This window comes from Paenibacillus sp. FSL R7-0273 (assembly GCF_000758625.1).
Taxonomy (GTDB): Bacteria; Bacillota; Bacilli; order Paenibacillales; family Paenibacillaceae; genus Paenibacillus_AQ.
In genome coordinates this window covers 5,584,797-5,607,898 of the sequence record NZ_CP009283.1, presented here as the reverse complement: position 1 = coordinate 5,607,898, position 23,102 = coordinate 5,584,797, and the positions used below count along the sequence as shown (strand labels likewise).

Here is a 23,102-nt window from a genome sequence, read left to right as displayed (position 1 = left end):
TACGTATTTATTAAGAGAGGACGTTTAAAATGAAGAAAATAAAAGTATTGCAAAACCTTACCTCTGTCGGTGTAGTAGCGGTTATCCGTGCTGACAACGCTGATGACGCCTTCAAAATGTCGGCTGCCTGTATCGAGGGCGGACTGACCAATATCGAGGTTACCTTTACGACTCCGGATGCGGATGTGGCGATCAAACGCCTGGTGGCTGAATACGGCAGCCGGGCTGTAATCGGTGCAGGTACCGTGCTTGATCCGCTGACCGCCCGGATTGCAATCCTGGCAGGATCGGAATTTGTGGTGAGCCCTTCTTTTGAAGAAGAAACCGCCAAAATGTGTAATCTATACGGTATTCCTTACATGCCCGGCTGCATGACGCTGAACGAAATGAAGGAAGCGCTGAAGCTCGGCGTGGATGTGCTGAAGCTGTTCCCGGGCAGCGCGTTCGGACCGGACTATGTCAAGGCAGTCAAAGGCCCTATGCCACATGTTAACATTATGCCTACCGGCGGCGTGGATCTGAACAACATGGGCAAATGGATTGCGAACGGCTGTATCGCTGTCGGTATCGGCGGCAATCTAACCGCTCCGGCCAAGGAAGGCCGCTATGACCAGATTACAGAGCTGGCTGCACAGTATGTTGCCAAATACAAAGAGGTTAAAGGCCTGTAACAGCTGATAGCAGCACGGGCAATTATAGAACAATAATCCCTTGGACTGCCCTGCCTTTTTATAAGGCGAGGCAGTTTTTTATTTTTTTCCTACATCTAAATGAAAACAGAGATGCTTTCCTCCGGTTCCGGGCAATACTTACATAGTAAGCAGCGGGGCGGTCTGCTGTAAGCCGGCAGACTGCCAATGGAGATGGAGGGGGCCGCTATGCCCGGGAATGATAAGCAGAGGACGCTGTACCGGACGATTAATGAAGAAGAGGCTGAATTTGTGCAGATTATCTCTGCAGTCCGGGGCTGCAGGGTGACGGCGGGACAATTGTACAGATTGCAGCGTAACCATAACAATCCGCAGCTTTTTGAACAGGGCGAAATCTATGTGGTGGATGACGACGGCAAGGACAACTATGCTGTGCTGATGCTGTGTAATACTATAATGTATAAATAAAGCAGGCTGTCTCCGGTAATCGTACCCGGCGGGCGGCCTATTTGATTTCAGTTTTGTCATAAACTTCTGTAAAAGAGTATTTGAAGATTCAGCGCTTCCCTTGTATGCTTAGTAAGGATTACGGGCGGTTTAGGGACTTGCCGCGGAACGGAACCGGTGGCGGGTCGAGACGTATTATGTAAAGTTTGGTATCTTTAAAATATTGATCACAGGCTTGCAACAAATCCGCAGTCTTGCGCGTCAGTAAGATTGCATAGAGAGGGGGAACCTTCGTGGTGGAGCAGGGACTCATCAGAGCCGCTCAAGCGGGCGATCGCGACGCTCTAATCACCCTATTGCGGGAAATTGAAGGACATGTGTATAAGACGGCCTTCTACATTTTGCATAATGAACAGGATGCTTTGGATGCATCACAGGAAGCACTTATCAGAGTGTATACCAAAATTAATTCCTATGAGGAAAAAGCCCAGTTCAAAACATGGGTTCAGCGGATCGTGACCAACATCTGTATCGACAAATTCAGGAGATCGAAGCCTACTGTTTCTATCGATGAGCACGAAATGGTGTTCCAGGATAATAAACATAATGTAGAGCGCGAGGTCATGTCCGGTTATTTGGCGGAGGATATCCGCGAGGCGATTGACCAGCTTCCGGAGCATCACCGGACGGTGATTGTACTAAGGTATTTGCAGGATTTTTCTTACAACGAGATTGCAGACTGTCTCGACCTGCCACTCAACACGGTGAAATCCTACCTGTTCCGGGCCAGGCAGCAGCTGCAAAATAGACTTCAGGAGTATCAGAAAGGTGGTGTATCAGGATGAAGTGTACGGAGGTGACGGAATGGATGCACCGCTATTTGGATCATGATCTCAGTCCCGAAGAGACTGTGGAAATGTACCGCCATATCGATAATTGTCCTTCCTGCGCGGAAGTCTTTGACCGGCTGACTATGCTCTCTGAGCAATTGGAGCAGCTGCCGGATGTTAAGCCTCCTTTTAGTCTGGTTGACTCGATTCTGCCTCAGCTGGAGAGATTGGATTCCGGAGTTCAGGGCTCAAGTGCAGAGGTCCAGGAAGAAGAAGGCAAAGTCATTCCGATGACACGTAAAAATATACACGGTAAAGCTGCAAAAGGTACCTCCAGAGCAGCCTCCATGGCAACACGGACAGGCATAGGTGCAGTTGCTGCGGCTATTATATTACTGTTCGCCGTGTTTAATATGCCGGACAGCCTGCCGTCGGCTGATGTGGAGATGTCGCTGAACCAGGCGGCTGATACAGCCTCAAGCAGTGAGCCGCTGAGCAAGATGGCAACGGAAAATTCGGATACGGCTGCGACTGCAGATGGGTCCGGCAATGCTTCGATGTACCAGATGGAGATTCAGGCTACTGAACCGGCAGATGCCGGCAACAGCGGTGCCGCAGATACGGCTGCTCCATCTGCAGCTGAAGTGGCTCCGTATGGAGCCGGTGCTGATGCCCCTGCTGCAACGGATAATTCCACTTCAGCTAAGCAGAATGCTCCGGTTACGCGCAGCACGCAGGCAGCGACCCCGGCTCCAAGGGCGGATGCCAGGGAAGGAAGCCGGAACAACAATAGCGCGTCAGATGCCCAGATATTCAGCGGCGATGCTGCTGAAGAGTCTGCCGGTACGGGCGACACACGGGCGCAGGAGCCGCTGCAGCCTCCGGCTGCTCCGGAGGCTGGTGTTATGGGGCTGCTGCCGGCGCTTGTATCATCTCACGGCTCATGGAGCTCGCCGGACGGGCGTTATGCCGCTGAGCTTGCCGGACAGCAGCTGGTAATCTACAGCCTGCCTGCAGAGGGACAGCCGGAAGAACGGATAGCATTAACCTCGCTGCCGCTGGCAGGGACCTGGGTATCAGGTGCCTGGTCTGGGGACAGCCTGCAATTCACCTATGTAACGATGCAGGATGGTGCGGAGGTTACTGAGGTGTATTCAGCGCCTGCTGCCCAGGCCACTGCGGAGCCGTCTGCTTCACCGGGCACTCCGGCGAATGCGGGCCCGTCACCGGCAAGTACGGCTCCGGCCAATAAATAATTACTCCGGTGGAACGTTTTGGGGAGAACCCGAATATGCTAGGGTGAGAGGACAGGAATTACACGATTTGCGAGTTCCATCGGTATGACCGACGGAGGCGGGGTTTCTAGAGCCTTTGCTTCCGCCGTTTATATAGATGCGCCGCTGAAACGGAGCAACTTTGGCCCTGGCTGCCGAGGTTGCTCCGTTTTTGCATTTTCTCATTAGCCGCCGGCCCGTGTGAAAATTGGCGGCTGCCAAGCAGGAATATAACGGAATTAGGCGGCAGGTAAGTACTAAAAGTATTAAGCACCACCAATGGAGCCTGTTTTCTGTTAAACTAGAGACATGTGTGTACTGGAGGATTACCCGAATTGAAATGGAAAAGGAAGTGGCAGGATGGATGCCAAAACGGCGGCCAAAGACATTAAGCAGGGAAAAATTTCACCGCTATATGTGCTTTACGGCAGTGAGAAATTCCGGATGAATGAATTTGCGGCCTTCCTGGAGGATCACCTGATCGCCAAGGAGGACCGTGACTTTGCAGTAATTCCCTTCGATCTGTCAGAGACGCCCGTACAGGCGGTGGTGGAAGAGGCGGAGACCGTTCCGTTCATGGTGGAGCGCAAGCTGCTGCTGGTGAGGGATGCCTCGCTGTTTACTGCGGGCAAGGAAAGTGCCAAAATTGAACACCGCGTTGAGCTGCTGAGCGATTATATACAGGCGCCTGCCGACTTTAGCGTCATTGTGTTCCTTGTGAATAATGACAAGCTGGATGAGCGCAAAAAGATCGTCAAGGCGGCTAAGGCGGCCGGGACGGTGCTGGCCTTCAACCCGCTTGGTGCAGAAGAGCTGCTGCGCTGGGTTGAGAAGGGCTTCAAGGACCGCGGCTGTGCTGTGGCGCCGGGAACTGCCGAGGCGCTGATAGCCAGTGCCGGCACCGGCCTCCAGGGCCTGTCTGCGGAGATGGACAAGCTGTCGCTATTCGCCGGAGCCGGCGGGACAGTAGACTCTGCAGCAGTGGACAGCCTTGTGCACCGCGGCACGGAGCAGAATGTGTTCACGCTGGTTGAGGATATTGCTAACCTGCGCCTGGACAAAGCGCTTGGTACGCTGTATGAGCTGCTGAAGCAGCGCGAGGAGCCGATTAAGATTGCTGCGCTGATCGCCCGGCAGTTCCGGATCATCCTGCAGGTCAAGGACCTGTCTGCGCTCAGCTATTCGCAGGCGCAGATCGCTTCACAGATCGGAGTGCACCCGTATGCCGTCAAGCTGGCCGGAGAGCAGGCCCGCAAATTTGACAGCCGGCGGCTGCGCCAGATCCTTAGCGGCCTGGCTGATCTTGATTACCAGATGAAGACCGGAGCCATCGACAAGGTGCTCGGGCTGGAGATGTTTATGCTGCGTCTTGGCGCATAGTGCCGGAATGCTGCTGTTCTGTACGTTGTCCGGCACCGCCCCGCAAAAAGAGCCTACCCTATCCGCTGATTCAGCGTATAAGGCAGGCTCTTTTGCTGCGGGCAAGCCGCATGCAAAGAGGGCACAAAAAAACCTAACCGTATGCAGCATATCGGTCAGGTTCTTATAGTGCTCACTATGAAAGTCGCTAATTAGGCTTGAGCCTTAAGAGCGTTCAATTTCTTCGCCAAGCGGGATTTTTTGCGGGCAGCCGCATTTTTATGAACCAGACCTTTAGTTACGGCCTTGTCCAGCTTTTTGGAAGCAGCTTGGATAGCAGCTTGAGCAGTTTCAACTTCCGTTCCAGTCAGAGCTACATCAGCAGTTTTCACAGCTGTACGAAGCGCGGACTTCTGGGAAGCGTTCAGAGCACGACGTTTCTCGATCGTCTTGACGCGTTTAACCGCGGATTTGATATTTGGCATTGCATTCACCTCCTGGAAGACATTCGAAATCATCAAATGATTCACAACTTAAAATATCTTAGCATGCCGAGGGGCAAAATGCAACACTAAAAGCTATTGAAATACCCTGCGGATACACCCGGAGGACACCGGAAGGATGGCTGGATGCTCTGTCTTCTTAAATAAACCGGCCGGAAGATTACTTGGCTGCGTGATTTCTCCGTATTCTTTTGCATAAACACCGCGCTTCTCCCGCACACTATGCTCACAAAACTTAAGCGTATGCTTTCGAAGCGAGTTTTGTACGAAGAAGACTCGCGGAAGACTATGCTCACAAAACTTAAGCATATGCTTCCGAAGTGAGTTTTGTACGAGGCTCCCCTCATGAAGCATGTGCTCACAAAACTTTTAGGAGGCTGAACTAGGATGGAACTGGATCTTCAGCTGTATTCAGTGCGCACGGACCTTGCGGTGGAGGCCAAGGAAATTGCCCAGGGGCCGCAAAAAACACCTATCCCCGGTGTAAATGAAGAGGTAGAGGAAGCGGACGGAATCAAGGTTACGCGGCTTGGTGTGGCTACTGCTGCTGGCTCCCAGGCGATCGGCCGGGCGCTCGGGAATTACGTGACGCTGGAGGTTCCGGCTCTGCGCGGCGGGGATACCGGGCTTCAGCAAAAGGTGGCGGTCGTATTCGCCCGTGAATTTGAACAGTTTCTGAGCCGGATCGGCATCAGCAAGAATTCCTCGGTGCTGATTGTCGGCCTCGGCAACTGGAATGTTACGCCGGATTCACTGGGTCCGCTGGTAGTGGAAAATGCGCTGATTACTCGGCAATTCTATGAGCTTGTACCTGACCAGGTCTCTCCGGGGTACCGCAATGTCAGCGCAATTGCTCCGGGTGTGCTTGGACTGACTGGCATAGAGTCCAGCGAGGTGGTTCAGGGGATCGTGGACCGGACCAGGCCGGATCTGATTATCGCCATCGATGCGCTGGCCTCCCGCTCGCTTGAGCGGATCAATACGACGATTCAGATTGCCGATATCGGCATTCATCCCGGCTCAGGCATCGGGAACAAACGCCGCGGACTGACCCGGGAGATTCTGGGCGTTCCCTGCATTGCCATCGGTGTGCCTACAGTCTGCTATGCTTCTACAATCGTTAATAATGTGCTGGAGATGATGAGCAATCATTTCGGCCAGATGGCTGACGGCGGTGCACATACTAAGGAGATCATGGGCATGCTGGACGACATCTCGGAGCATGAACGGCTGCAGCTGGTAAAAGAGGTATTGGAGCCCCTCGGGCATGACCTTATTGTCACTCCGAAGGAAATTGATGAATTCATTGAAGAAATTGCCAACATTGTAGCCAGCGGCCTGAATGCGGCGCTGCATGATGCGGTCGATCCGGGAAATGTCGGCGCATATACACACTGATTTCATCTGAAAACAGACAGCCCGGATAAACTGCCCGGCGGCAGCTTATCCGGGCTGTCTGTCTGTGAAGAAGCAGCCTCGTCCCGGCGTAAACCCGGTGTAACACTTTGCTCTATTATTCCCTCTCTCTTTGAGTTCTACTATTCTCCTCCCGCTCATAGATTTGAAGTATAAGAGATTACAAAGGGCTGGAGGAGGACATAACAATAATGAACAGAAAATGGTTTCAGCTATGGAATATCGGCAGGCTGCGTGGAAAACTGCTGGACATTCTGTCGCTGGGGAGAACAATGCTGCTGCTGGCCGGAGGTTCACTTGTTTTTTTTATGCTGCTTGGCGCCGGCGGACTGGCCGGAACGAAGCTGAATACTTCACCTGTTCCTTCTATGAAAGGGCTGGCGGCTTCATTATCCAGCGGATTCTTTATGGAGCTGCTGGGGATGGAGGTGCCGCATCTGCCGAAAAGCGGGGAGGCATCAGCCTTCTCTGCGCCAAAAGTTACCTCCTTTGTGTTCCGTATGCTGACGAGTGTAGATCCCGGCAACCCGAAAAGCCTGCTGTCCCGCGAGGTGCCGGGTCTTGCCGCCGGCGATCCCTTCCTGCTGCGTGAAGGCTCAGGCGGGACGGGAGGTGCACCTGCCGATTATCATCCGGGGACGGATGAGCTGGCCGGCGGGGAGGAGGATCATCCCGGAGCCGGAAATAGCGGAGCGGCGGACCCGGGAGCAGCAGCTGATCCGGATCCGGACAAGCCTGCGGATGGGCAGGCGGTACAGCCTCAGCCGACTGCTGCGCCGGACAGCGGCAGCCCGGCAGAACAGGGCGGCAGCGGAGCCGGACGGGATAACAGTGGGGCGGAGGATACCTCTATTAAACGTATTCTCGTCTATCACTCCCATCCGCGCGAAGCATATAACCCGCTGCTGGGAACAGAGAGTGACAATCCCAGCTCTGCTTCCCCTGCCAAAAATGTCCTGCTCGTAGGCTCTTACATCGCTGACAGGCTGGAGCAGCGCGGGATCGGGACGGTTCATGCTAAGGATGATTATGCAACCGAAGTGCCGGATTACAACTGGAACTTTTCCTATAAATATTCCCGGATCACCATTAAGGCGGCAATGGCCGCCAATCAGGAAATGACGGAGCTGATCGACATTCACCGTGACTCACAGCGGCACGGCAAAACGACAGCGGACATTAACGGACAGAGCTATGCGCAGGTGTATTTTATTCTGGGGCACGGCAACAAAAACTGGAAGAAAAACGAAGCCTTCGCCAACTCGATTCATCAGCTGCTGGAAAAGGATTATCCCGGCCTTTCGCGCGGCATCTGGGGTAAAGCTTCCGGAAACGGAAACAATGGCGAGTATAATCAGTCCCTTTCTCCGAACAGCGTATTAATAGAAGTCGGCGGGATCGACAACAGCGCTGATGAGCTGAAACGGACTGCAGATGTCCTTGCCGACGCGATTGCCGAAGTATACTGGAACAGCCATGATGCGGAAAAAGCCGCTGCGCCTGATAAGAGTCCCGTTTCGGAAGAAGGCAGCGGGTAACAAAAATATAAAAAGGATAAGGAGGGGCTGTACATGTCCCGTTTCGGCAAAAAACTGGTTATGATCGGCGTATATGCCGGCATTGGCATATTGATTGGCATTCAGTTCAGCGGTAGCGGAGCTGCACGGACAGAGGCGGTAGCTCCGGGCTGGAACGGGCCTGCCGGGCTGCAGCAGGCGGGTCAGGCCGCCGCTGCAGCCGGCACTGGAGCTGTGCAGGGCAGCCCCGCCTATGTATATGTGCCTATGGCTGTTGATCCGGCTACCGGTGCATATACTGCTCTTCCTGCCTTCCAGCCGCAGTCCCCGGCCCAGACTCCTGCTGACAGCAGCGGACTGCCGCAGCAGGAGGTGCAGGACTACAGTGTGCTGACTCCGGAGCAGCTTCTGATTCCGGAAGAGCAGCAGCCGGGGATTGATAGGCTTGCCGATAAAACAGCCGGTCTGCTCCAGCAGGCCTCCCAGAAAAGCATCCGCTGGATTGTCTCCCTGTTCGACTCGGCAGATTAACTGCCTGGTGAACGGATTAAAGCCCCGGGCGGGGCTTTTTCTTCTTTTTTTGCAGGGCTGACGTAATGGATTGCAGAGCTGTATTCCTCTTTCTTTACTTTCCCGGCAGGACGGGATTGATGGGGGAAGCGCGTACTGGTATAATAAGTGGATTAACATAAGGCTGTCTGTGGGGGTAAGGAATGACTGACGTTCAGAAAAGACAACAACAAATCCGCAATTTCTCGATTATTGCACATATAGACCATGGTAAATCGACTCTGGCCGACCGTATTCTTGAATATACGGGTGCACTCAGCTCACGCGAAATGCAGGAGCAGGTGCTGGATCAGATGGATCTGGAGCGTGAACGCGGGATCACCATTAAGCTGCAGGCTGTCCGCCTTACTTACAAGGCTGATGACGGCCAGGAGTATTTGCTCAACCTGATTGATACCCCGGGGCACGTCGACTTCACTTATGAGGTCTCCCGAAGTCTTGCTGCCTGTGAAGGTGCATTGCTGGTAGTAGATGCCGCACAAGGTATTGAGGCGCAGACACTGGCCAACGTGTATCTTGCGCTGGATAACAATCTGGAAATTCTGCCGGTCATTAACAAGATTGACCTGCCGAGTGCAGATCCTGAACGGGTGAAGCAGGAAATTGAGGATGTAATCGGACTCGATGCCAGTGAGGCTGTGCTTGCTTCGGCCAAAGCGGGCATCGGGATCAAGGAGATCCTGGAGCAGGTAGTGAAACAGGTTCCGGCTCCTACCGGTACCGCCGAAGATCCGCTGAAGGCACTGATTTTTGACTCCCACTATGATCCGTACAAGGGCGTTATCGTCTATGTGCGCGTTATTGACGGTAAGATCCGCGCCGGCTCGAAGATTAAGATGATGGCAACCGAAAAAGTATTTGAGGTTATCGAAGTCGGTTCTTTCATGCCGCGTATGACGATTGTGGACGAGCTTAATATCGGGGATGTAGGCTTCATCGTTGCCGGCATCAAGCATGTCGGCGATACCCGTGTCGGGGATACGGTAACGGATGCCAAGAATCCGACACCTGAGCCGCTGCCGGGCTACCGCAAGATCAATCCGATGGTATACTGCGGTCTGTATCCGATTGAAACCTCGGATTACAACGATCTGCGTGAGGCGCTTGAGAAGCTCCAGCTGAACGATGCCTCGCTCAGCTTCGAGCCGGAAAGCTCAAGTGCGCTGGGCTTCGGGTTCCGCTGCGGATTCCTCGGACTGCTGCATATGGAGATTATCCAGGAGCGGATTGAGCGCGAGTTCAATCTTCCGCTGATTACAACAGCACCGAGCGTTATTTACCGGATTATGCTGACGAACGGCGAAATGCTGCAGATCGACAACCCGTCGAACTATCCGGAGATCGGTACCATTGATTATGTGGAAGAGCCTTATGTCAAAGCTGCAGTTATTGTCCCGAATGATTACGTAGGTACTGTAATGGAGCTTTGCCAGAATAAGCGCGGGGAATTTGTGAATATGGAGTATCTGGATACCAACCGGGTAACGATCACTTATCAGATTCCTCTATCGGAAATCGTATATGATTTCTTCGATCAGCTGAAATCTGGCACAAAGGGCTATGCTTCCTTCGACTATGAGATTTCCGGCTACCGTCAATCCAATCTGGTGAAGATGGATATTCTTCTGAATAATGAACAGGTTGATGCCCTGTCCTTCATCGTCCACCGTGACCGCGCCTACAACCGCGGCCGCATTATCTGTGAGAAGCTGCGCGGCATTATTCCGCGGCAGATGTTCGAGGTGCCGATCCAGGCTTCGGTCGGAACGAAGGTTGTAGCCCGTGAGACCGTTAAGGCGATGCGCAAGAACGTCCTGGCCAAATGCTACGGCGGTGACATTTCGCGTAAGCGGAAGCTGCTGGAGAAGCAGAAGGAAGGGAAGAAGCGCATGAAGCAGGTCGGCAGTGTTGAGGTGCCGCAGGAAGCATTCATGGCAGTTCTGAAGATCGACGAGTAATGAGCTTATCTGAACTCCCTGCTGCGGAGTGCACCGATTGATTAGTAGCGAGACACTGAAGGGAAGCCTGACGGCTTCCCTTTTCTGGCTATATATGCTGATACTATTAAAATTTAAAGGAGACAGCTATGACAGCTCATAACAATGGCCGTCCCCCTGAGGCCGTATATATTCATATTCCCTTTTGCACAAACAAGTGCTTTTACTGTGATTTCAACTCCTATGTGCTGAAGGACCAGCCGGTAATGGATTACCTGTATGCGCTTGACCGCGAGATGGAGCTGACCGTGCAGCAGACTCCGCCGGGTGTGATCAAGACGATCTTTGTCGGAGGCGGGACGCCGACTGTGCTCAAGCCGGATGAGATGGCTTATTTCCTGGCTTCGGTCCGCAGGCATTTCCCTCAGTGGGATGACAATATCGAATTCTCGATGGAGGCTAATCCCGGAACGACGGATATCGAGAAGCTTACAGTAATGAAGGAAGGCGGGGTTAACCGGGTCAGCTTCGGCGTTCAGGCGTTCCAGAATGAGCTGCTGAGCGGGATCGGACGGATTCATAATGTGGATGACGTCTACCGCAGTCTGGAGAATGCGCGCAGTGCCGGGATTGATAATCTGTCTGTTGATCTGATGTTCGGCCTGCCGAACCAGACCGTGGATATGCTTAAGGAAAGTATCCGCAAAGCGCTGGAGCTGAACCTGCCGCATTATTCGATCTACAGCCTGAAGGTGGAGGAGAATACGCTTTTCCATACCTTGTTCAACAAGAACAAGCTGCCGCTGCCGAGTGAAGAGGATGAGCTGGAAATGTATCTGCTGCTCATGTCTGAAATGGAAAAAGCGGGTTACATCCAGTATGAGATCAGCAACTTCGCTAAGCCGGGCATGGAAAGCCGCCACAATATTACGTACTGGCGTAATGAGGATTATTACGGCCTCGGCGCCGGGGCCCACGGATATGTTAAGCGTCAGCGGCATATCAATATTAAGGGCGTGAATCCATATAATGAAGCTTCGCGCAGCGGGCTGCCGCGTCTGGATTCCTTTGAGATTACGGAGCAGGAGGCAATGGAGGACTTTATGATGGTCGGCCTGCGTATGCGTGCCGGGGTATCGGGCAGTGCTTTCCAGGCCCAGTTCGGCAAGACGCTGGAGGAGATTTTTGGTGCGCCGCTGCATAAACTGCTGCATGCCGGGCTGCTGGAGCAGGCGGGTGGCACCTACCGGCTGAGCAAGCAGGGAATCCTGTTCGGCAATGATGTTTTCGGGGAATTTGTCGGACTTTTAACAGAGGTTTAATTTTAAAATACCCCTTGAATTGTAATTCACCCTGTTGTATATTTATTCATATTAACAACGAGGGGTGAGTTATAGTGCTTGTCAAGACGGAAATGGTCCGCCAGTCGGCTCCTGCGGGAGAATCTAAGGTAATATGCAGAAATGCTACGGTGGAGGATGTGGAGCCGCTGTACTTAATGATAGAGGAGTACGCCCAGCGCGGAATTATGCTTCCACGTTCCAGGCAGGCACTGACCCGTCAGATTGACCAGTTCGTCATCGCTGAGCTTGACGGTATGTTTGTGGGCTGCGGTTCGCTGTTCAGACTCGGGAATGACCTCGTTGAAGTCCGTTCCATCGGCCTGCGTGATGAAGGCAAGGGCAAGGGTGTCGGCTCCATGATTCTGGAGAAGCTGACTGAAGAAGCCAGACGTCAAGGGATTCCCAAGATCATGGCGCTCACGTATGCAGTCGATTTCTTCCTCAGAAACGGATTCACCGTTGTGGAGAAGGAGATTTTCCCTGAGAAGGTATGGACGGATTGCGTTAACTGCAAGAAGCAGCATGCCTGTGATGAAATTGCTGTAATGAAGAGATTAGATTAAGCAGGCAGCCGCATGGTGCCGCGTTACAATATACAAAAGCCGCTGTCCGTCAGGGATACATTCCTGTGAACAGCGGCCTTTTTTAGTTATTTTGTATAGATCAGCTTTCGCTGCTGCTCTATAAGCCCGGCAAGCTCCGGGGTAGCGTAAGCAGAAGGGTTAAAGGACGGAGACAGGGTATTATAAACGATGGTCAAGGCAGAGCCGTCCTTCAGCTCGATTTCGAGCCAGTATTTATCGCCAACCCAGCTTTTGGTTTCCTTATACAATAGTTCATACGGGATATAGTTCAGCTGGGGAAACTCTTTTATAAAAAGCTCAGCAGCCTCCGGTGTGAAGTCCATCAGACGGGTGGTTCCGTCCATTCCGCTGATGAAGCGGACAGCAGAGATTTTACCGTCGATATCAAGCAGATCATTCAGGGTCACGGCTTCCGGATTGCTTCGGGCTATAAATAGCCTGTCGCCTGCCCATAAGCGGGCAGATGCCTTATACCCGGTTACCTCATACAGCGCTGTACCGGCCTCAAGCAGCGTGGAATCGCCATCAAGCATCTCATCCCGCGGACACTGATGGTCAGCTTTACGGTAAGAGATTTCCCCCAGCCGTTTACCTTTGATCTGCTCCTTGGCCGGACTGGCATAATCCTCTTGATAGACAACGCCGTCCCACTGCAATACGGAGACATAATCCACATCACCGTAAAAGCAGTTGTCCGCTCTGCCGGTCTCTCTCTCATAAAACAAAGCAGCACCGGCAAGAAGCAGCATAACCGGCAGGATGATCAATATGAATCTTTTCCATTTCATGTGGCTTAGCCCCTTTCCTACTATATTCAGACGAAAGTTGAAGAGGGAGGTTGCAGTGATTACCGGAATATGGGATTTGAAAATGGCTGCGCCTATAATCCAATTCCGCAGTGAAACTGACTTGACAATCTCGAGGTCAGTTTGGTATTTTTGTATTAGTGGTTAGCACTCATCTAAGTAGAGTGCTAACGAATCGGAGCCGCAGCCGATAGGAGGGAATAACATGTTAACTGAACGCCAGAGAATGATCCTTAATGCTATTGTAGATGATTATATATCTTCCGCTGAGCCGGTAGGCTCGCGCAGCATCTCCAAGCGGGGGGACGTGGGCTACAGCCCGGCAACCATCCGCAACGAAATGGCTGATCTGGAGGAGTTAGGTTATCTGGAGCAGCCGCATACATCGGCTGGAAGAATTCCTTCACATAAAGGCTACCGTTATTATGTGGACCATCTGGTGCCGTGGAATTCCGCCGGAACGGCTGAAATGGGCACGATCCGCGCTTTTTTCGCCGAGAAGCTGAATGCTACCGAGCAGGTTATCCAGCATGCGGCCATGATTCTTTCCAATATGACGAATTACACTTCCATCCTTCTGGGACCGGAGGTTTTTCATACTTCATTGCGCCATTTTCAGCTGCTTCCGCTTGACGGCAACAATGCCGTAGCCATTATCGTTACCAGCACCGGGCAGGTGGAGAACCGCACGGTTCAGATTCCGCCGGAGATTTCACTCTCCGAAATGGAGAAGGTCGTAAATCTGCTTAACAGCAAGCTGGTGAATGTACCGCTCTACAAGCTGAAGAGCCAGCTCTATTCCGAGCTGGGTGAGGAAATGCAGCGTCACATCTCACACTATGAAGAACTAATGCAGGTGCTTGACCAGGCGCTCGAAAGCGATCATGACCAGCGCATCTATCTGAGCGGGGCGGCGAATATGCTGACCCAGCCGGAGTTCAAGGATGTCGATAAGGTCAAGACGATCCTCGATCTGCTGGAGGAGACGCCGACCCTGCTGAAGATGCTGTCCCCCGCATCCGGCGGAACCGGAATACAGGTCCGTATCGGAACGGAGAATAAGCATGAAGCGTTTGCCCACTGCAGCCTGATTACAGCAACGTATTCACTGGACGGCAAGGCACTGGGCAGCATCGGCATTCTGGGTCCGACCCGGATGGAATACGCCCGTGTGATGGGCATCCTCGGAATTTTATCCCGGGATTTGACAGCGATGCTGGCACACTGGTATAAGTGAACAGAGTGTAATTGATTTACGTGAATGATTTGAAGGAGGTGAAGACAACTTGAAAGAGGAACAGGTGCAAGATCCGAATGAACTGAAAGACGAAGCAGTAAATGAAACACTGGCGGCCGATGAGGCCGAAGCCGCAGCTGAGAACACGGCGGACTTCGAGGAGGCTTCAGGCGGCGGTGAAGCTGTGAAGCGCCTCCAGGAGCTCGCAGAAGAGGCTCAGGCCCGTACACTGCGTGTACAGGCGGATTTCGATAACTTCCGCCGCCGTACACAGAAGGAGAAGGAAGAGCTGGCGCAATACGCTACCTCCAAGCTCGTTACTGAGTTGCTTCCGGTACTCGACAATTTTGAGCGTGCACTGGTTACTGCTCCGGGCAATGCCGAATCCGAGGCCTTTACCAAAGGCATCAACATGATTTTCCGTCAGCTGGAGGGGGTCCTGAAGTCTGAAGGCCTCGCAGCAATGGAAACTGTAGGACAGCCATTTAACCCTGAATATCATCAGGCGATTATGCAGGTGGAGAGCGAGGAGCACGAGGAAGGCATCGTGACGGAAGAGGTCCAGAAGGGCTATCTCCTGAAGGATAAGGTTCTTCGTCCGGCCATGGTCAAAGTCAGCATGTAGTCTGTCTATATATTTTTATCTGAGTTTGAGCTCCACCAACCTAATGATTAATATGCAGGAGCATGAGCTCCATAACCATTTTTGAGGAGGCACATTACAGTGAGTAAAGTTATCGGGATTGACCTTGGAACCACCAACTCTTGCGTTGCCGTTATGGAAGGCGGCGAAGCCGTCGTTATACCAAATCCGGAAGGCGCGCGCACAACCCCTTCGGTTGTAGGCTTCAAGAAGGACGGCGAGCGGATCGTCGGCGAAACAGCAAAACGCCAGGCGATTACGAACCCTGACCGTACCATCGCTTCTATCAAGCGCCATATGGGTACGAACCACAAAGAAAGCATTGACAGCAAGGACTACTCTGCACAGGAAATTTCGGCGATGATTCTGCAGAAGCTGAAATCCGATGCTGAAGCTTATCTGGGACAGACTGTTACCCAGGCTGTTATCACAGTTCCGGCTTATTTCAATGACAGCCAGCGCCAAGCGACCAAGGATGCAGGTAAAATTGCCGGCCTTGAAGTTCTGCGTATTGTGAACGAGCCGACTGCAGCTGCACTTGCTTACGGTCTTGAGAAGGCTGAAGACCAGACTATTCTCGTATATGACCTGGGCGGCGGTACATTCGACGTATCGATCCTTGAGCTGGGTGACGGCTTCTTCGAAGTTAAGGCTACCAGCGGTGACAACCGTCTGGGCGGCGATGATTTTGACCAGGTTGTCATGGACTTCCTCGTGGCTGAATTCAAGAAGGAACAGGGCATTGACCTGAGCAAGGACAAAGCTGCTGTACAACGTCTGAAGGATGCTGCTGAAAAAGCGAAAAAAGAGCTGTCCGGCGTACTTACCACCACCGTATCCCTTCCGTTCATCACGGTTGTTGACGGCGTGCCGCAGCACTTGGAGGTTAACCTTACCCGTGCCAAGTTCGAAGAGCTGACTGCCGGCCTGGTAGAACGCACACTGGGACCTACACGCCAGGCGCTGAGTGATGCGGGAATGACTCCTGCTGATCTGGACAGAATCGTGCTTGTCGGCGGTTCCACCCGTATTCCTGCCGTGCAGGAAGCGATCAAGAAGCTTACCGGCAAAGAGCCGCACAAAGGCGTTAACCCGGATGAAGTGGTAGCCCTTGGTGCTGCTGTCCAGGCAGGCGTACTGACTGGTGACGTTAAAGACGTAGTACTGCTTGACGTAACTCCGCTGTCCCTCGGTATCGAAACTGCAGGCGGCGTGTTCACGAAGATGATCGAGCGTAACACTACAATCCCTACAAGCAAATCGCAGGTCTTCTCGACCTTTGCCGACAACCAGCCAAGCGTGGAAATCCACGTGCTGCAGGGTGAACGCCAAATGGCGAACGGCAACAAGACGCTGGGACGCTTCATGCTGAACGAGATTCCGCCGGCACCGCGCGGCGTACCGCAGATCGAGGTTACTTTTGACATCGATGCCAACGGTATCGTTAACGTATCGGCAACAGACAAAGGCACGAACAAGAGCCAGAAGATCACGATCACTTCTTCCAGCGGCCTGAGCGATGCTGAGGTTGAACAGATGATGAAGGATGCCGAGCTGCACGCTGAGGAAGACCGCAAGCGTAAAGAACTGGTTGAAGCGAAGAACAACGCTGACCAGCTCGTGTATTCTACAGATAAAGTAATCAAAGACCTTGGCGATAAAGTAGATGCTTCCGAAATTGAAAAGGCCAATGCTGCAAAGGACAAAGTAAAAGCAGCACTGGAAACCGATAACCTGGAAGAAATCAATGCGGCTACAGAAGCGCTGAACGAAATCGTCCAGCAGCTGTCCGTGAAGCTGTATGAGCAGGCTGCTCAAGAGCAGCAGGGTGCTGAAGGTGCTCCTGAGGGCGCTAAGAAGGATAATGTTGTTGACGCTGACTACGAGGTTGTTGACGACGAGAAGAATCAAGGGTAACCTTAAACGATAAGACTATTTTGTACGAAGGGAAGGTCAAGACCGGGGCATCCCGTGTTTTGGCTTTCCTTTTACCATGTTACAGGGGAAACAGAGTATTGATGTGCGGAGGTGAAAGCAGTGGCAGATAAACGCGATTATTATGAGGTGCTGGGTCTCGGAAGAGATGCATCTGACGATGAAGTAAAGAAGGCCTACCGTAAGCTGGCACGCCAGTATCACCCGGACGTCAACAAGGCCAGTGATGCTGAAGCCAAGTTTAAGGAAGTGAAGGAAGCCTACGATGTGCTGAGCGACGGCCAGCAGCGCGCCCGTTATGACCAGTACGGTCATATCGACCCTAATCAGGGGATGGGCGGCGGCTTCGGGGGCGGCGGAGGAGATTTTGGCGGCCTCGGCGATATCTTCGATATGTTCTTCGGCGGAGGCGGCGGACGCCGTGATCCGAATGCCCCGCAGCGCGGCGGCGATTTGCAGTACACGATGACCATTGAATTCAAGGAAGCGGTATTCGGTAAAGAGACCGATATTACCATTCCGCGTACAGAGTCCTGCGATACCTGCTTTGGCTCCGGGGCTAAGCCGGGCACGAAGCCGGAGACCTGTTCCGTTTGCCACGGCAGCGGCCAGCAGGAATTCGTGCAGAACACCCCGCTTGGACAAATGCGTAACCGCCGTCCCTGCTCCCATTGCAGCGGAACCGGCAAGATCATCAAAGAGAAGTGCACGACCTGCGCAGGCCAGGGCAAGGTTAAGAAGCAGCGCAAGATCCATGTGCGCATTCCAGCCGGCGTAGACGACGGCGCACAGCTGCGTATGACGGGTGAAGGCGAAGGCGGCACACGAGGCGGCCCGGCCGGAGACCTGTACATTGTTATCCGTGTGAAGAATCATGAGTTCTTCGTGCGCGAGAACGATGATATTATGTGTGAGGTTCCGCTGACCTTCGCCCAGGCGGCGCTTGGTGACGAGATCGAAATTCCTACCCTGACTGAAAAGGTGAAGCTCAAGATTCCTGCGGGAACCCAGACCGGAACCTTCTTCCGCCTCAGAGGCAAGGGAGTTCCGCATCTGCGCGGCAGCGGTACTGGCGATCAGCATGTGCGGGTTGTCGTGGTGACACCAAGCAAGCTGAGCGAGGAGCAGAAGGATCTGCTCCGCCAGTTCGCTTCCTACAACGGCGAGAACACGCATGAGCAGGAGCAGTCATTCTTTGACCGTGTGAAGCGCGCCTTCCGCGGAGAATAAAGCAATAGCCTGTAAGCAAGCCCCCGGCCCCTCATTGCAGAGGCCGGGGGCTTGCTTATTGTGCGGAGAATGGGCAAGTACGGAAAAAGGCTGCTGTCCCGAAATTTCAGGACAGCAGCCTTTTTTTAAAAGATAGGGTTTAGGACCGGAGATCCTCTAACACTCGGTGCAGAATGACTGCTGCCTGTGCACGGGTCAGAGTCCCGCCCGGATTAAAGGTGTTGGCTCCCTGGCCTTTGAAATAGCCCTTGCCAACTACAAATGCGACTGCATCTCTGGCGCTTTCCGAAATAGCTGCAGTGTCCTTGAAGGACAGGGTAGCCCCGTCTGCCGCAGGATCAAGCCCGAGCGCATCCGCTACAATGAATACTGCTTCTTCACGGGTCAGCACCTCACGGGCGCCGCTTTCCTTGATGCGGGCAGCCCAGGTGTCGCCTTTGCCGAGAAGCCGGTCAAACAGGGTGAGCAGCTCTGCACGGTTCAGCGTATCAGCAGGCTTGAAGCTGCCGTCAGCTCCTTTGCCTGCCACGATGCCGTGGGAAGCCAATACCTCAATATCATCCTTGGCCCAGTGTGAGCCAACATCAGTGAAGCTTGTATTCAGTGCTGCAGCAGCATAGGTGCCGTCAGCAGTAATATTAAATTGGAGCACACCCTCGTCAGGGAGCGTTCCTGCCTGCAGATAAGACAATGCACCGTTAACGGTCTGCTGGTAAGCTGCAGTCTTACGGGTATCCGCCAGGCCGTTATTGTTGAGCGCAATGGATACCGTCAATGGCTTGCCGCTGGTCCAGCCGTTCTTGATAGTCAGAAGCGGGGAGCCTGGAGCTATAGTTCTGGTGCTTCCTGCCAGAGCGGTCTGAGCGGAACCGTCTGCGAGACCGATGCTGACCGCAAGACCGATGCTGTTAATGAAATCCGGAAGAGTAGCTGCAGGAATGAGTAAGGTAAAGCCTTTTCCGGTCAAATTGAGGGCTTTGCCTGAGCTCTTCAGCTTCTCCGCCTGGGCTGCCGTCAGTGTAACGCTGACTTGACTGTATTTGGAGAACTCGACATCAATGAGACTAAGCGCCGCGGCTGCACCTGAAGCACTCTGCAAAGCAGCAGTGAGCGCTGTGTCCGAGATGCTCAGGACGGCACCCGGCTTGGCGCCGGCAGGATCAGTCTTTTCAGTAAGCTGACCGGAGGCCAAAGCTGTGCCTGCAGTAGCAGCCGGAGCAGGAACGCCCGGACTCTCTGGGCCGGTTTGTACAGGTGTTTTTACAATTACATTAATGGTAGATAGCCCGGACGGGATAGTTGCTGAAATCTCATCACTCCAGAGCAGGACGTCGGATAATTCAAAGGTATAGGTTCCTTCGGCTGCCGGAGTAAAGGTGAACCTGCCCAGTGAGCCTGTCCCTGACCCGTTATAAGCGCCCTCCGTAAGGTGTACACCGTACTGCAGAACGTCACGCCCATCCTCAAGCCGGATAAGGTTGGTGTATTCAGCCAGCGGCACACCCGGGAAATGATTTTCCTGGTAGGTTGCCAGCTGCACGCTGGAGGAGATGAGCGGTTCTGGCAATTTGTTATCGTACAACAGGTTAAACGTAGCCCCATAAATACCGTAGACATTCTCTGTTACAGAAAAGCCTACATCAATGGTGACCGGTTGTCCCACAAAGGCTTCTGTTGTTGCAACAGACGGATTCACAGCGATACTGTCATCAGAAGTGCTGTAACGGAGCAGCTGTGCATAATCCTGCTCACCGTTGCCTCCGAGATCATAGGCGTAAATATAATATTGATTGAGCCCTTCGCTGAGCGGCACAATAATTTCGAAATAGCCTGAGGCGTCAATGTATCCGTCAAGCTGCAGAGGCTTGCCGTCCTCTCCCTCAAGGATAGCCGCTACGCCGAGCCAGTCATTGAGGTCCTTTCCGAAAGCAGGAAGGTCTAACAGAATATCATGTGCGATATATCCGCTGATGACTGCGATGCTGGAGCTTTCGGCGCTCTCCGTCAGGGTCAGCGGACCAAGCACAGGAGCACCGGTGTCAACGATAAACAGAATTGCCTGCTCATCAAGACTGGTTGTGCCCTCCAGCACGGGAGTAATCGAATAGATGCCGTCAGGCAGCGGAACGCTGGTCTTGGTCTGTTGATCAACTACAATTCCATCCCACTCATCCAATTCATACATGCCCCGGTAAAAGCTTTGGCCGGTTGCATACACATCGCCCACAACTGTCCCTGTCGTAACATTGGCAACCTCCATATGAAGGCTGTTGACGGGTTCGTTTACAGAGAAAGCGAAGCTGGTGTTGTCCAGGTTATCGTCTCCGTCAGGTGAGATGATCTCAGAGCCTACCCGCAGACTGGTTACCGTATCAGGACGCAGCTCCTCACCCACTGCCACACTCAGCGGCAAGATAAGCGTTTCGGGAGCGGAGGAGCCGGTTTCAGTCAACAGCAGCACGGCTTCATAGATACCTGTCTTCGTCTCGGCACTGACCGTCAGCGGTACTTCAAAGTGCCCGCCGGAAGTCACATTGGCGAAGGACGGAAGGGTAATGCCTTCATGGTCCGTGCGCCATGCTACATCGACAGTGAATGTCTTGGTGCCGCCGGCCAAAGCATCGACATATACAGCTTTGGTTACTGTTGCCGGCAGCTTTGCCTGCAGGCCGAAGGATAATGCTGAAGTATCATAGCTGTCCACCGGTACATCCGGCCGTCCCGTATCGAGAAGCTCGCTGACCCGGGCAACAGAATCGGCCTCTATGATCTTCGAAAGATTGATCAGTCCGGCGCCTTGCTCATAAAGACTGTAATAATTGCCTTTGCGGTCGGAAAGGGAGGTTGCGTTGTTTGAGAGCAGCAGCTTTACCTGATCCGGTGTCAAATCAGGCTTAAGCTCGAGCAGCAGTGCAACCGCTCCGGCTACATGCGGAGCTGCCATGCTGGTTCCGTTAAGCTTGGTGTAGCCGGTGGTGCTTGTCCATTCCGGAACAGAGGAATTAATGGCGACACCCGGAGCCACGATGTCCGGCTTGATGGTGAAATCAGGAAGTGCGGGTCCTCGCGAGCTGAAGCTGGCAAGCCAGCTGTTCGTATCATATACGATTTTGAAATCCAGCACGCTCCGGCCGGCGTTAATCTCTGCCTTAATCAGTGCGCCTTCTGCCCGGGTAATGCCGTAGGTGGATATCCCGGTGTCACCAACGTCCATGTTAAGATCGCCGTCAGCATTATTTGCGACAAGGAGCGCGAGTGCTCCTGCAGCAGCGGCATTTGCCGATTTGGCTGCAAAGGTATAGCCACCGCGGTCCACCAGGGCGATCTTGCCCTTCACATCAGCCTGGGCATATTCCTCAGGGGAGCCAAGTCCGGCATAGACGATCTCCTGGCCGTTCGCAGCCTGCGGGAACTCCTTGGAGCCTGCGCCAAGAATGCCATAGACATTGTCAACTACGCCAACCTTGATGATATTTACATATGCAGGAGTAGTAGAGGCACCAACGGAGATTGGACGGTGTGCCACGCCGGGTGAACCGGTAGTTGCGGCTTTGGGTCCTTCGTTGCCTGCTGCAAGCACAACGGTTATTCCTGCTTTTGCGGCATTATCAACAGCGATGGCATCCGGCGAATACTGCTGGTTCACCGTAGAGCCAAGCGACAGATTGATAACATCAATCCCGTCTTCGTTGGATACAGCCATTTCAATGCCTTTAATGACATCGGCTGTTGACCCTGAACCGTAAGGCCCCAGCACACGATAGGCATAAATGTCTGCTTCCGGTGCAACACTTTTGATAATACCTGCTACGTGAGAGCCATGCTCGGTCTCATAAGGGTTGCCGTCGATCGGTGCAAATTTCGGGTTGGGCTCCGTTTCAAAAGGGTCATTGTCATCATCAACGATGTCATATCCGCCCTTATACGAGTCTGCCAGATAGGGGTGGTTATAATCAATGCCTGTGTCGATGACAGCAATATTGATTCCGTCGCCTTTGATGCCTGCGGCATTAAGCTTGTCGGAATGAATAATATCGCCGTTACCGACAGTCTCCTGCACAGCAGGAGGGGCTGCAGATGCTGCGGTTTCCAATGCATGCATGGTCTGGTTAGCGAAGATTGCGGCGACACCCGGCAGAGACAGCAGCTTGTCTACCTGATTGCCGGGAAGGGTTACTGCATAGCCGTTGAATACCTCAGTATATTCATGGCCGGTTACTGCTCCAAGGCGGGCGGCAGCGGACCGGAAGGAGTTATGCTCGGCACGGAGAATATTGCGCTGCAGGGAGGGGGAGAAGCCTTTGCTGTGTGCAGCCTGGCTTTCGGCCACCTTGACGGGCTCACTCTGAAGCTGGACTATAACGGTGACGGGTTCAGGGCTGCTGCTGCTTCCGGCATAGTTGCGGGGGCTTAGCGCGGCTGAAGACCGCCCAGGTACAGCTGCTTTTAAGGAATCGGCCTGAGCCTCTAGTCTGGATTGTAATAATGAGGTCTGGTTCCTGAGATCAGGAGAAGGCGGCAAAAAGGAGTCCGGGCTGGCATAGGAAGCCGAAGGGAAAAGCAGGGATAGCGCTAAGCTGAAGCTTGCCGCGCTTATGCCGAAATTACGGATGGAGCGTTTTGACATGTACATTAATCCTCCCCAACATCATTTAATTGTATTAACAGCAGCTTGGTTCTGAAATAATCCTCCTTTTTTTGAAAATGAGCAGGCAGATAAGCAAAATATGAAAATTACATTTATTTTACATTCTAAAAAAGAATACTTATATACTACTTTAGTACCATATCATGGAAAAAATGAGCTCGGCTTGAAAAACT

General features: G+C 53.1%; 18 protein-coding genes. 15 read left to right on the top strand and 3 right to left on the bottom strand.

What is annotated here, in order from left to right:
• Window positions 1-29 precede the first annotated feature (29 nt).
• The 5 genes from R70723_RS24170 (at window position 30) to holA (ending at window position 4,581) form a co-directional block, all read left to right on the top strand.
• Complete coding sequence (locus R70723_RS24170) at window positions 30-671, top strand: bifunctional 2-keto-4-hydroxyglutarate aldolase/2-keto-3-deoxy-6-phosphogluconate aldolase (protein ID WP_039876193.1); 642 nt, start codon at window positions 30-32, stop codon at window positions 669-671.
• Between the two features lie 207 nt (window positions 672-878).
• Window positions 879-1,118 (top strand): hypothetical protein, encoded by a 240-nt coding sequence (locus tag R70723_RS24165; RefSeq protein ID WP_039876191.1) that lies wholly within the window; start codon window positions 879-881, stop codon window positions 1,116-1,118.
• Window positions 1,119-1,390: 272 nt separating this feature from the next.
• Window positions 1,391-1,942, top strand: a complete 552-nt coding sequence (locus R70723_RS24160; protein WP_039876188.1) for an RNA polymerase sigma factor — start codon at window positions 1,391-1,393, stop codon at window positions 1,940-1,942.
• The gene (locus R70723_RS32315; RefSeq protein WP_052421448.1) at window positions 1,939-3,183 is read left to right on the top strand and encodes an anti-sigma factor; all 1,245 of its coding nucleotides are present in this window, start codon (window positions 1,939-1,941) and stop codon (window positions 3,181-3,183) included. Before R70723_RS24160 ends, R70723_RS32315 begins: the two co-directional genes overlap by 4 nt.
• Before the next feature lie 378 nt (window positions 3,184-3,561).
• Complete coding sequence (gene holA, locus R70723_RS24150) at window positions 3,562-4,581, top strand: DNA polymerase III subunit delta (RefSeq protein ID WP_039876187.1); 1,020 nt, start codon at window positions 3,562-3,564, stop codon at window positions 4,579-4,581.
• A 191-nt stretch (window positions 4,582-4,772) separates the two neighbouring features.
• Here the strand turns inward: holA and rpsT are convergent, their stop codons facing one another.
• The gene (gene rpsT / locus R70723_RS24145; protein ID WP_039876184.1) at window positions 4,773-5,045 is read right to left on the bottom strand and encodes a 30S ribosomal protein S20; all 273 of its coding nucleotides are present in this window, start codon (window positions 5,043-5,045) and stop codon (window positions 4,773-4,775) included.
• A 405-nt stretch (window positions 5,046-5,450) separates the two neighbouring features.
• Between rpsT and gpr the strand changes: the two genes are divergently transcribed.
• The 6 genes from gpr (at window position 5,451) to R70723_RS24115 (ending at window position 12,409) form a co-directional block, all read left to right on the top strand.
• Complete coding sequence (gpr, locus tag R70723_RS24140) at window positions 5,451-6,461, top strand: GPR endopeptidase (protein WP_039876182.1); 1,011 nt, start codon at window positions 5,451-5,453, stop codon at window positions 6,459-6,461.
• Between the two features lie 209 nt (window positions 6,462-6,670).
• The gene (locus tag R70723_RS24135) at window positions 6,671-8,017 is read left to right on the top strand and encodes a stage II sporulation protein P (protein ID WP_039876181.1); all 1,347 of its coding nucleotides are present in this window, start codon (window positions 6,671-6,673) and stop codon (window positions 8,015-8,017) included.
• 33 nt (window positions 8,018-8,050) lie between these two features.
• The gene (locus tag R70723_RS24130) at window positions 8,051-8,527 is read left to right on the top strand and encodes a hypothetical protein (protein ID WP_039876178.1); all 477 of its coding nucleotides are present in this window, start codon (window positions 8,051-8,053) and stop codon (window positions 8,525-8,527) included.
• Between the two features lie 182 nt (window positions 8,528-8,709).
• Window positions 8,710-10,524, top strand: a complete 1,815-nt coding sequence (gene lepA / locus R70723_RS24125) for a translation elongation factor 4 (protein WP_039876177.1) — start codon at window positions 8,710-8,712, stop codon at window positions 10,522-10,524.
• 128 nt (window positions 10,525-10,652) lie between these two features.
• On the top strand, window positions 10,653-11,825 hold the full coding sequence (gene hemW, locus R70723_RS24120) for a radical SAM family heme chaperone HemW (RefSeq protein ID WP_039876175.1): 1,173 nt from the start codon (window positions 10,653-10,655) through the stop codon (window positions 11,823-11,825).
• Between the two features lie 92 nt (window positions 11,826-11,917).
• The gene (locus R70723_RS24115; RefSeq protein WP_047171518.1) at window positions 11,918-12,409 is read left to right on the top strand and encodes an N-acetyltransferase; all 492 of its coding nucleotides are present in this window, start codon (window positions 11,918-11,920) and stop codon (window positions 12,407-12,409) included.
• A gap of 86 nt (window positions 12,410-12,495) precedes the next feature.
• Here R70723_RS24115 and R70723_RS32310 read toward each other — a convergent pair whose 3' ends face one another.
• Window positions 12,496-13,218, bottom strand: coding sequence for a hypothetical protein (locus R70723_RS32310; RefSeq protein ID WP_052421447.1), 723 nt, complete (start codon window positions 13,216-13,218; stop codon window positions 12,496-12,498).
• 223 nt (window positions 13,219-13,441) lie between these two features.
• Here R70723_RS32310 and hrcA point away from each other — a divergent pair, with 223 nt between their 5' ends.
• The 4 genes from hrcA (at window position 13,442) to dnaJ (ending at window position 18,281) form a co-directional block, all read left to right on the top strand.
• On the top strand, window positions 13,442-14,473 hold the full coding sequence (gene hrcA, locus R70723_RS24105; RefSeq protein ID WP_039876172.1) for a heat-inducible transcriptional repressor HrcA: 1,032 nt from the start codon (window positions 13,442-13,444) through the stop codon (window positions 14,471-14,473).
• A 49-nt stretch (window positions 14,474-14,522) separates the two neighbouring features.
• Window positions 14,523-15,098, top strand: a complete 576-nt coding sequence (gene grpE / locus R70723_RS24100; RefSeq protein WP_039876169.1) for a nucleotide exchange factor GrpE — start codon at window positions 14,523-14,525, stop codon at window positions 15,096-15,098.
• 99 nt (window positions 15,099-15,197) lie between these two features.
• Window positions 15,198-17,033 (top strand): molecular chaperone DnaK, encoded by a 1,836-nt coding sequence (gene dnaK, locus R70723_RS24095; RefSeq protein ID WP_039876168.1) that lies wholly within the window; start codon window positions 15,198-15,200, stop codon window positions 17,031-17,033.
• 120 nt (window positions 17,034-17,153) lie between these two features.
• The gene (gene dnaJ / locus R70723_RS24090) at window positions 17,154-18,281 is read left to right on the top strand and encodes a molecular chaperone DnaJ (protein ID WP_039876165.1); all 1,128 of its coding nucleotides are present in this window, start codon (window positions 17,154-17,156) and stop codon (window positions 18,279-18,281) included.
• 139 nt (window positions 18,282-18,420) lie between these two features.
• On the opposite strand, the gene R70723_RS24085 is transcribed toward dnaJ, so the two are convergent.
• Window positions 18,421-22,908 carry a S8 family serine peptidase gene (locus tag R70723_RS24085; RefSeq protein ID WP_039876164.1) on the bottom strand — a complete coding sequence of 1,496 codons (4,488 nt, stop codon included), beginning with the start codon at window positions 22,906-22,908 and terminating at the stop codon, window positions 18,421-18,423.
• Window positions 22,909-23,102: the final 194 nt, after the last annotated feature.